The sequence below is a fragment of the Martelella sp. genome (assembly GCF_984369615.1).
Window position 1 is genome coordinate 1 of the sequence record NZ_CFHTCS010000163.1, and the last position, 9,496, is coordinate 9,496.

Annotated in this window: 9 protein-coding genes and 1 tRNA gene; 4 read left to right on the forward strand and 6 right to left on the reverse strand. The window is 64.4% G+C overall.

Annotation, left to right across the window (positions count from 1 at the left end):
* The 3 genes from AC5DC2_RS13610 to AC5DC2_RS13620 all read right to left on the reverse strand — a co-directional run.
* Window positions 1-1,189, reverse strand: a 1,189-nt coding sequence (locus tag AC5DC2_RS13610; protein ID WP_491698865.1) for an ABC transporter permease, incomplete at its 3' end; no start/stop codon positions are given.
* Entirely contained in the window at window positions 1,186-2,745 is a 1,560-nt protein-coding gene (locus tag AC5DC2_RS13615) for a sugar ABC transporter ATP-binding protein (RefSeq protein ID WP_491698866.1), read from the reverse strand. The genes AC5DC2_RS13610 and AC5DC2_RS13615, both read right to left, overlap by 4 nt.
* A gap of 63 nt (window positions 2,746-2,808) precedes the next feature.
* Window positions 2,809-3,921 (reverse strand): sugar ABC transporter substrate-binding protein, encoded by a 1,113-nt coding sequence (locus tag AC5DC2_RS13620; RefSeq protein WP_491698867.1) that lies wholly within the window; start codon window positions 3,919-3,921, stop codon window positions 2,809-2,811.
* A gap of 137 nt (window positions 3,922-4,058) precedes the next feature.
* Here AC5DC2_RS13620 and AC5DC2_RS13625 point away from each other — a divergent pair, with 137 nt between their 5' ends.
* Window positions 4,059-4,751: a GntR family transcriptional regulator gene (locus AC5DC2_RS13625; protein ID WP_024708328.1), complete on the forward strand. Its 693-nt coding sequence runs from the start codon at window positions 4,059-4,061 to the stop codon at window positions 4,749-4,751.
* A gap of 154 nt (window positions 4,752-4,905) precedes the next feature.
* Here AC5DC2_RS13625 and AC5DC2_RS13630 read toward each other — a convergent pair whose 3' ends face one another.
* The 3 genes from AC5DC2_RS13630 to AC5DC2_RS13640 all read right to left on the reverse strand — a co-directional run bounded on the left by AC5DC2_RS13630 (window position 4,906) and on the right by AC5DC2_RS13640 (window position 7,393).
* Window positions 4,906-5,079: a hypothetical protein gene (locus AC5DC2_RS13630; RefSeq protein WP_197489600.1), complete on the reverse strand. Its 174-nt coding sequence runs from the start codon at window positions 5,077-5,079 to the stop codon at window positions 4,906-4,908.
* A gap of 489 nt (window positions 5,080-5,568) precedes the next feature.
* Window positions 5,569-5,645, reverse strand: a tRNA-Arg gene (locus AC5DC2_RS13635).
* 257 nt (window positions 5,646-5,902) lie between these two features.
* The gene (locus AC5DC2_RS13640; RefSeq protein ID WP_491698868.1) at window positions 5,903-7,393 is read right to left on the reverse strand and encodes a sensor histidine kinase; all 1,491 of its coding nucleotides are present in this window, start codon (window positions 7,391-7,393) and stop codon (window positions 5,903-5,905) included.
* 256 nt (window positions 7,394-7,649) lie between these two features.
* Between AC5DC2_RS13640 and rpmH the strand changes: the two genes are divergently transcribed.
* The 3 genes from rpmH to yidC form a co-directional block, all read left to right on the forward strand.
* Window positions 7,650-7,790, forward strand: a complete 141-nt coding sequence (rpmH, locus tag AC5DC2_RS13645; RefSeq protein WP_024708326.1) for a 50S ribosomal protein L34 — start codon at window positions 7,650-7,652, stop codon at window positions 7,788-7,790.
* Window positions 7,791-7,805: 15 nt separating this feature from the next.
* Window positions 7,806-8,201, forward strand: a complete 396-nt coding sequence (gene rnpA, locus AC5DC2_RS13650; protein ID WP_024708325.1) for a ribonuclease P protein component — start codon at window positions 7,806-7,808, stop codon at window positions 8,199-8,201.
* Between the two features lies 1 nt (window position 8,202).
* Window positions 8,203-9,496: membrane protein insertase YidC (yidC, locus tag AC5DC2_RS13655; protein ID WP_491698869.1), on the forward strand; the 1,294-nt coding region annotated here is incomplete at its 3' end.

Below are 9,496 nucleotides of genomic sequence, written 5' to 3' on the forward strand. Positions count from 1 at the left end.
ACCACTCGAGCCACTCGCCCCACAGCGCGTCGTGCCGCAGCGTCGCGCCGTGGCGTTGCATGAAGCTAAGCTTGAGCGCGGCGTCTGCAGGCTCAGTGAAGGCGAGCCTGCGATCCGCCTTCGGCCGTTGCGACACCAGCCAGCCCTTGCGGCGGGCGGCGAGCGCGTCCTTCAGCTCGCGCAAGCGCTGCGACAGCGGGCTGTCCCTGCTCATTGAGCCGGCCAGAACCGCGATCAACAGCACGGCGCTTTCCGCGATCGTGGCGTAATAGGCCGAGACATTGAGCGACAGCAGAAGGTTCACCACGATCATCAGGATATAGGCCCCGAAAATCGTGCCGGGTATGCCGCCCTTGCCGCCGCCGAGCCGGGTGCCGCCGATGACGACGGCGGCAAAGGTCGGCAGCAGCAGCGCGTTGCCCGCCAGCGGATCGCCGCTGCCGGTCTGGGCGCTGACGAACACGCCGGCCAGACCGTAGAGCCCGCCTGCGAGCATGTAGGTGAAGAAGGTGACGGCGCGGGTGTGAAGCCCCGTCGCACGGGCGGCCTCGGGATCGCTTCCCACCGCATAAAGCGTCACGCCGAAGGCGGTGCGCTTCAGCCAGAGCCACGCCAGAACCAGAACGCCGAGCAGGGTCAGCGGCGCGGGCAGCAGGCCCGGCAGGGTGTCGCCGAGATAGACCGAAGAGAGCGACGGCGCAACGAAGCCGCCCGGCGTTGCCATCACCAGAAGGGTCAGTCCCTGGACGATGAACATGACCGCCAGCGTCACCACAATCGGCTGGAGCCGCATCACCGCGACGAAAAAACCGTTCACCGCGCCGACGCCCATGCCGATCGCGATGCCGATGGCCGTCCAGAGCGGCACGGAGGCCTCCATGTTCGCCGGATCCATCGACGTCGCGAGCACCGCGTTGACCAGCGACACCACGGCGCCTGCCGAAAGGTCGAAGCCGCCGGAAAGGATCACCAGCGTCTGCCCGGCGGCGGCGATGGCGGTGGTGGCTCCGCCGCTTGCCAGAAAGGAAATGTCGAAATAGCTCAGCGGGTACGGGCTGAGAAAGCTGTTGAGCAGCATCAGCCCGGCAAACACCAGGGCGGCGACGATCACCGCCTGGGCCCTTTTGAGGCTGCGCAGGCCCGGCAGCCGGGCGGCGCGCGGGACAAAGGAAATGGGCTGATCGGTCATGCCGGGTTCTCCCGCCTGTCGGAGGGCTTCGGACCGTGAAGCGGATCGCTGCCCCCGAGCGTCGCTTCCATGATGGCGTTCTCGGTCAGGGCGCCGCCTTCGAGCCAGCGGCTCACGCGGCCCTCGTAGAGCACCCCGACGCGGTCGCACAGATGCACCAGTTCGGGAATTTCGGTCGAATGCAGCAGCACCGAACCGCCTGCATCCGAATAGGCGCGCAGAAGCGCGTAGAGCTGTTCCTTGGTACCGACATCGATGCCGCGCGTCGGATCGAAAAGCAGCAGGATTCGGCTTTGCGCCACGAGCCATTTCGCCAGAACGATCTTCTGCTGGTTGCCGCCCGAAAACGCGCCGGCGGGCAGGTAATGCGCGCGTTCGTCGACCTCGACGGCGGCAAAGGCCCCGGCAGCGGCGCGCGCCTCTGCGGCGTCATCCAGCAGCGGACCGCGGCAAAACCGCGACAGCACGGGCAGGCTGACATTCTGCCGCCCCGGCAGCTTGAGGAACAGGCCCTGCGCCTTGCGTTCCTCGGGCACCAGGCCGATGGCGACGGAAGACTGCAGCGCATCGGCGGGCGAGCGCAGGTGCAGCGGCGCGCCGTCCAGTTCGATATGGCCCGCATGCAGGTGTTCCTGGCCGAACAGCGCTGAAAACAGCGCTTCCTGGCCCATGCCCTGCAGCCCGGCAATGCCGAGGATCTCGCCCCGGTGCAGCGCGATGTCGGCCTCCTTCAGCTTTGGCCCGGCCGACAGGGCGCGCGTCGCCAGCACCGGCGTTTCACCTTGCCTGTCGCGCGGCGGACGCGGCGGCGGGAAGGCGTTCTCCACCGAGCGTCCGATGATCATCTCCACCACTTCGGCATCGGTGACGTCGGCCACCTTCGCCGAATGCACCGAGCGCCCGTTGCGCAGGATGGTCAGCGTGTCGCAGAAGGCGCGCACCTCGGGCATGCGGTGCGAGATGAACAGCACGGTGATCCCGCGCGCCGCCGCATCGGCGATGATCCGTCCGAGCCAGTCCACGTCGCCGCCGGAAAGGGCCGAGGTCGGCTCGTCCAGCAACAGGATGCGCGGCTTGCGATAGAGCGCGCGGGCAATCTCGATCTTCTGGCGCGATGCGAGCGTCAGTTCGCCGGCCAGAGCATCGAGGTCGACGGAAAGGTCGAGCGCGTCGAAATGGGCGGTTACGGCGCGACGGGTGCGCCCGCGGTTCAGCGTTGCAAGCGGCGTCCATGGCGCGCGCGGCAGCAGCATGTTGTCGAGCACCGTCAGGTCTGGCACGAGGGTCAGTTCCTGGAAGGCGGTCTGCACGCCCGCCGCATGGGCGTCCCGCGGCGAGCGCAACGCGACCTGCCGCCCGTCGATGCGAATGTCGCCGGCATCGGGCCGCACAAGGCCCGACAGCAGCTTCATCGTGGTCGATTTGCCCGCGCCGTTCTCTCCCAAAAGCGCGTGAACGCGTCCGGGAGCGACGGAAAACGCGACCTGGTCATTGGCCACAGTTGGTCCGTAGGCCTTGGTCAGGCCCGAGACCGCGACGGCGGGTGCGGATGACATGGCGTCCTCGAGAATTCTGTGGAAGGGTCCGGCGACGCCCGGCCGCCGGATCGGGACGCTGGATCAGCGCTCGGGCTGACCGACAAGGGCCGCGTTCAGCCCGAGTTGCGGCAGTTCTTCCGAGAAGATCGACGCGAACCAGCCCGGATTTGAGACCAGCCCCGGCTGGAAGACGTTGCAGCCAGCCTTCTGTTCATCCCAGCTCCCGGTTTCACACAGCTCAACCGTGTCGTTGGTGACCAGCGGCAGCGGCAGGGTGGTGTGCTGCGGGATTTCGGCCCCATCGAGCTTGTCGACCGCGAGCTTCAGCGCCAGTGCGCCGGAATAGGGCGGAGAGGCGTAGGAAATCCGCGCCGCGCCCATGGGCGCATAGGGGACTGCGGCGCCTTCGACCGCGCTGTCGGCCGGCAGCATCTGGATGCGCCCGCCGTTCGAGCCTTCGCCGGCGCAGGGCAGCAGGTCTTCGGGCGCCTGGCCCGCCTCGAGCTGCATGGCGTTGGCGGTGTAGCAGCCGACCTGCATCCACAGCCCGTCGATCTCCGACCAGTCGCGGGTCGCCATCAGCTTGTTGAGCTCGGTCCGCGCCACCGCCTGGCTCCACATGCCGACCGCCTCGCCGACGATATTGATGCCCGCGTGTTCGGCAAAGACGGCCTTGGCCGCCGCGGTCCTGGCCGTGTCGACCGAGGTTCCGGGAACCCCCGTGACCATCACCACATCGCCCTCGCCGCCCATCGCCTCGACAAGCCATTCGGCCGTCTTGCGACCGGCTTCCGCCTGGTCGATGGTGACGTTATAGGCGCAGGGCTCGGTGATCTCGGCGTCATAGGCGATGATCGTCACGCCGCGCGAGCAGGCGCTGCGCACCACGCTGTTCAGCGCCGTGGGCGAAATCGGGTAGACAACGATCGCATCGGCGCCGGCCTGCACCATGGCATTGATCTGCTGGATCTGACGCTGGGCATTGGGGCCCGCCACCTGCACCTCGAGGTTCACGCGGTCCCTGTAGTCTTCCGAGGCGGCCAGCGCCTTGATCATGTTCGAGGCTTCGGCCTGCCAGTCATTGCCGATATAGCTCATCGACAGGTAGATGTCGTAGGGTTCCGATCCCTGCGCCTGCACGGTTCCCGCAAGGCCGACGGCGCAGGCTGCGCCCGCAAGTATACGTCCAATCATAGCTTCCTCCCTTGGTGGGCGACTCTCCCGATCGCCCGACAGGACTCAAGATTAAATATCTTTGATCAAAAGTCAAAACATCTTTCTCTTTGACGTGAAATTTCGTAGCTTTGTCAGCGGAACAAGAGGATTTCGCCATGCTCGAGAACGTGACGCCGTTGAAAAAGGAGACGCTTCAGGCCCTGGTGCACCAGCGCCTGTGCGACCTCATTCTCCAGGGAGAGATCGCGCCTGGGGAATCGGTCACCGTGGCGAGCATCGCCAAGGCCCTGAACGTCAGCCCGATGCCCGTGCGCGAGGCGATTTCCCGGCTGATGGCGCTCGGCGCGCTGACGGTGGTTTCCGGCCGCTCCATCGGCGTGCCCGTGCTCGGCGCGGCGCAGCTGGAGGACCTGCGCAGGGTCCGCTCCGAGATCGAGGCCTCGGCCGTCACCTGGGCGGTCGCGAACCGGTCCGCGGCGTTCGAGAAGCGGCTCGAGGAGCTGCTGGAACGGATGGAAGACGCGGAAGCCAGGGGGCAGGTGCGGGACTTCATCCACCGCAATTACGAATTCCACTTCGCAATCTACGCGCAGGCTGGTTCCGCTCTCATGCTCGAGATCATCGGCACGCTCTGGCTGAGGATCAACCCGCAATTCCACCTGTTGCAGCGGCACGGCCACTACAAGGCGTCAAACCGGCAGCACCGCGCACTTTACGAACGGATCTGCGCGGGCGATGCAGACGGCGCGGTGTCGGCCCTTCGGGAAGACATCGACAGCGCCTATGCCGTTCTCGTCAGGACGCTGGAAGAACGCGGGTCGCGCGCCGGCCAGACGCTGGCGCGATAGAGCGCCGTGCATCCATTCGGACGCACAAAGGAGGCTCTGACTTATTGAATCGACGCATCGTGCTTTCCGGGAAACGACGCCGCCCGGATTGGACCGGCTCCGTTCTCGGCGGAGCCTGAACAGTCAGGATCGCTCTGTTTCCCCCAAAAAGCCGTCATTCCGGCTTCGGGGCACCGGCAGCACGCTCGGCGAGCCTTTGCTGTTCGTCGGCCTCGCGCGCTCTCTTCTGCTCCTTTTCGCCGTCACGATGCGACTTGATGGCGAAGAACATGGCCGTGCCCAGCACGCCAAGCTTGAACAGGCCGAGGACCACAGGAACCCAGTTCATCGTTTCCACTCTCCATTGCTGCTGTTTTCGCGACGTCGCCTTGAGACGATGGGCAGCCTCGGCTCGGCGGTGACGGATTGTCTCCTGGAGCACGGCCGCGTTTCCCCGAATCGCGAATACGCTCTGACCTTTTGTTTTTCCGCGCCTCCGGAGGGAAATCCGGTCTCCACTTTTCCTGGATGCGTTCTCGTCTGGCGACGGCGTGAAACGGGCTCTTCCCGGAACACGCCATCGTCCGGTCCCCGACTATGCCGTCAGCCCGGCTCAATCAAGCCGACGCCCCGCTACAAGTTGACGCATATCAAGAAGCCGGAAGCAACCCACTCTGCCCGCGGTTCGCAGACAGCAGGGCCTTGAAACAAGGGGGAGCGCGCAACGTCCCTCGCCGTTACTGCACGGGCAGAGGCAAGCGGCACGGTCACGATCGCCGAATTGTTGCGAGCCGTGAAACAGATCACGCAGATCAAGGGAAAGTCATGTCGGTAAAAATGGCGCGCTCGGGAAGATTCGAACTCCCGACCCCCAGATTCGTAGTCTGGTGCTCTATCCAGCTGAGCTACGAGCGCTTGCCTTGCGATGCGCCGCGTCTTGTCTGCGGCGTGCGAGAGGGCTTCTAGAGCCTTCGGATTTGGATTGCAAGCGGTTTCCGGAAAAAACCTGTCATTTTTCTGAAACACGCGCGGGACCGACCGTTCGCGATCCTTCAGCAACGTCCGGACATCAAGGTCTGTGTCATTAATTGTCTTATAAAATCAAATGCATAGTTCTCCTTTCGACACCAGGAACGAAACAGGCAAAGCGCCCCGGAAAGACGCGGAGCGGCTCAGGCGCCGGTCTCGCTGCGCCAGTTTTCAAGCGCCACCGGGCGGTCGGGAATCTCGATGCGGAACAGCGTGCCCTGCCCCGCCTTTTCCACCAGCGCGATCGTGCCGCCATGGGCGAGCACCAGTTCGCGGGCGATCGCGAGGCCGAGCCCCGTGCCGCCGCTGCGCACGCCGCCCCTGAAGGCGGCGAACAGGTTTTCGCGCGCCCTTTGCGGCATGCCGGGGCCGGTATCGTCGACGGACAGAGAGACGACGCTGCCGTGACGCTGGGCCGAAACGATCAGACAATTGAGCGTATCGCGCCTCTCATCGGCCTGCTGCGTCAGCGCCTGGACGCTGTTGCGGCAGAGGTTGAAGACCACCCGGAACAGCTGCTCGGGATCGGCGTCGACCTTCAGCTCCTCCGGCACGCGGTTGACCCAGTCGATTGGCTGTTCGGCGGAAAGCTCCAGATAGTCGTGCACGTCGTTGATCAGCTCGAACAGCCCCACCATCTCCCGTTTTGGCTCGGCTTCGGAGACCTGGCCATAGCTCAGCACCGAGCGGGAATAGGCCGCCGCCCGGTCGATGGCGCGCAGCAGCTTCGGCGCGACGCGGCGGACCACCGGATCGTCGGTGCCCGCGATCCGGTCCGACATCAGCTGGGCGGAGGCCAGGATGTTGCGCATGTCGTGGTTGATCTTGGACACGGCCAGACCGAGTTCGGCCAGGCGCTTCTGCTGGCGCAGCGTCTTCTGCAGCTCGCTCTGCATGGACGCGAGATGGCGGCCGGCGATGCCCAGCTCATCCGTGGTCTCTTCCGGGCGATAGACGCTTTCCGGCAGATCCGGATGATCGGAAAAGGCCTGCATGTTGGCGATCTGGCGCCGGAGCGGCCGAACCAGGATGGCATTCAGCCGGAAGAAGATCAGCATCGCCGTGAACGTCGACAGGAGAATGCTCAGGAGGAAGATGTTGCGGGCATAGACGAGCAGCGCATGATGAAGCTCGTCGTCCGAGATCACCAGTTCGATGATCGCGTCGCTGTCGCCGATAGGGCCGAACACGCGGATGGCGCGGTCGCCGCCGAACAGAAGCTCGTCGAAGGCATCGACCACGGCCTCGACCGGCCCGACATCGGTCAGGTCATAGGTCTTGGAGATTTCCGGCGGCATGTCGGTGATGGCGAGAAGCTGCGAGGCGCCGTCCTTCCTGAGCACGATCGCCTTGGTGCCGGTCGCCATCAGCGTCTCGTCCTGCAGCGCGCGCGGCAGGACCTGTGGCTGCAACCCGTCGATCACGGTCGCCGCGGCGGCGGCGGTGCTCAGCCGGTCGTCCAGCCATCTCAGCCGCATGCTGGCCAGCGAGGGCACGAAAAAGACAATTTCGGCGGACATGATGATAACGACCGTCAGCGCCAGAATGCGGCCCGACAGGCCCGACAGAAAACCGGGAACGGCGACCGCGTCGTCAGGCGCGTCCTGCGTCTTCCGGGAACTTGCCCTCAGCATCGCATGTCTCCGGTTGGATAGGTTGAGAGATCATAGACCAATCCCCAACAGGACAAAACCGCCATATTTGAGGCACTTGCAAAGTCTCCCGCCCGGCATGATTGACAATTTGCGACCCTTTCCCTTATAAGCCGCGCAGTTTCCGGAAGCCTTGGCCCGCCTCACCAGGCGGCGTTCATGCCGGCAACATCATCCACACGCTTCAACTGCTCCGGCAGTTCACCAAGAAGGGCCGCACACCGCGGTATTTAAACAAATGTCTACCAAGCGTACCTATCAGCCTTCCAAGCTTGTTCGCAAACGCCGTCACGGCTTCCGTGCCCGCATGGCCACCAAGGGCGGCCGCAAGGTCCTCCAGGCCCGCCGCGCGCGCGGTCGCAAGCGTCTTTCGGCTTAAGGGCTGAAAGCCCCGATGGCCGGACCGGACGACAATGCCGAGATGGTTGTCGGGCGGCTCAAGACCCGCCCGCAATTTCTGGCCGTCCAGAAAGGCGAACGGCGGAAGGGCCCGCTGTTTCTGCTGGAAGTACTTGACCGGCGCGAGCCCCTGGAAGGGCCCCGCGTCGGTTTTACTGTGACCAAGCGGCAGGGAAATGCCGTCGAGCGCAACAGGATGCGCCGCCGGCTGAAAGAGGCTGTGCGCCTCAAAGGCGCATTTGCAATGCAACCCGGTTGCGATTATGTCGTTGTGGGCCGTCGGGAGGTGCTCGACGTCTCTTTCGCGATGCTCGCAGATGAGCTGGAATCACGGATTTCGAAATCGCCCCGAACCGGACGGAGCCGCAAGGCGTCCGCACCAGGAAGATAAGATGGAAAACAACCGCAATTCTGTCATTGCGATCGCGCTCACGGTCCTGGTCGTTCTGGCCTGGCAGTTCCTGTATATGGGTCCGCGCCTGGAAGAGCAGCGCGCCGCGCAGGAGCAGGCAGCGCAGCAGCAGGCGGCCCAGGAACAGACCGCTGCAACGAACAATACCGCCAGCTCCGGCACTGCCGGTTCTTCCGCGACCGGCGCCAGCGGCGATGCCGTGTTCTCCCAGGCCGGCGCCCAGCAGGAAACGGCTCCGCGCGTCAAGATCGAGACGCCCGCGCTTTCCGGCTCCATCAACCTTGCCGGCGCGCGCATCGACGACATCAAGCTCAAGGACTATCACGTCACCGTGAACCCGACGAGCCCGATCGTCACGCTGTTCTCGCCGGCCGACACGGAGAACGGCTATTTCGCCGAGCTTGGCTTCGTCCAGGGCGAGAATTCCGGTTCGGTTCCCGGTCCCCAGACCGTCTGGACGCTTGAAAAGGGCGATACGCTGACGCCCGCGACACCGGTCGTGCTGTCCTATACCAATGACTCCGGCCTGACCTTCAACCGCACGATCTCCATCGATGACGATTACATGATCACGATGGACGACACGGTGACCAACAGTTCGGACAAGCAGGTGACGGTCAATCCCTATGGCCGCATCACCCGCTTCAACCTGCCCGACGAACCTTCCGCCTGGGTGCTGCACGAGGGTTTCCTCGGCGTCATGTCCCCTGATGCCGGCATCACGGAAGACACCTACAAGAACGTCGCCAAGGAAAACGAAACCTATACCGGCTCGAACGGCGGCTGGTTCGGCGTCACCGACAAATACTGGGGCACGGCGATCATTCCCCAGTCCGACATGAACTACGACGTCCGTTTCTCGCATTTCACCGACGGCCGGGCGCGCTATCAGGCGGACTATTCCGACAATCAGCCGCTGACCATCGCCGCCGGACAGTCGGCCGAGCTGCAGACCAAGGTTTTCGCCGGGGCCAAGGTCACCAACATCCTGACCCAGTACCAGAAGCAGTACAACATTCCCCTGTTCGACCGCATGATCGACTGGGGCTGGCTGTGGTTCATCACCAAGCCGCTGTTCCAGTTGATGGATTTCATCTACCATCAGGTCGGCAATTTCGGCGTCGCGATCCTGATCACGACCGTCATCATCAAGCTTCTGTTCTTCCCGCTCGCCTCCAAGCAGTATGCCTCCATGGCCAACATGAAGCGCATGCAGCCGAAGATGACCGAGTTGAAGGAGCAGTATGGCGACGACCGCATGGGCCTGCAGAAGG

Excerpts from the sequence above, each read along its gene's own strand:
- AC5DC2_RS13640 (WP_491698868.1), bottom strand. The coding sequence starts at position 7,393 with ATGCTGAGGGCAAGTTCCCGGAAGACGCAGGACGCGCCTGACGACGCG.
- AC5DC2_RS13620 (WP_491698867.1), bottom strand. The coding sequence starts at position 3,921 with ATGATTGGACGTATACTTGCGGGCGCAGCCTGCGCCGTCGGCCTTGCG.
- AC5DC2_RS13625 (WP_024708328.1), top strand. The coding sequence starts at position 4,059 with ATGCTCGAGAACGTGACGCCGTTGAAAAAGGAGACGCTTCAGGCCCTG.
- AC5DC2_RS13630 (WP_197489600.1), bottom strand. The coding sequence starts at position 5,079 with ATGAACTGGGTTCCTGTGGTCCTCGGCCTGTTCAAGCTTGGCGTGCTG.
- AC5DC2_RS13615 (WP_491698866.1), bottom strand. The coding sequence starts at position 2,745 with ATGTCATCCGCACCCGCCGTCGCGGTCTCGGGCCTGACCAAGGCCTAC.
- rnpA (WP_024708325.1), top strand. The coding sequence starts at position 7,806 with ATGGCCGGACCGGACGACAATGCCGAGATGGTTGTCGGGCGGCTCAAG.
- rpmH (WP_024708326.1), top strand. The coding sequence starts at position 7,650 with ATGTCTACCAAGCGTACCTATCAGCCTTCCAAGCTTGTTCGCAAACGC.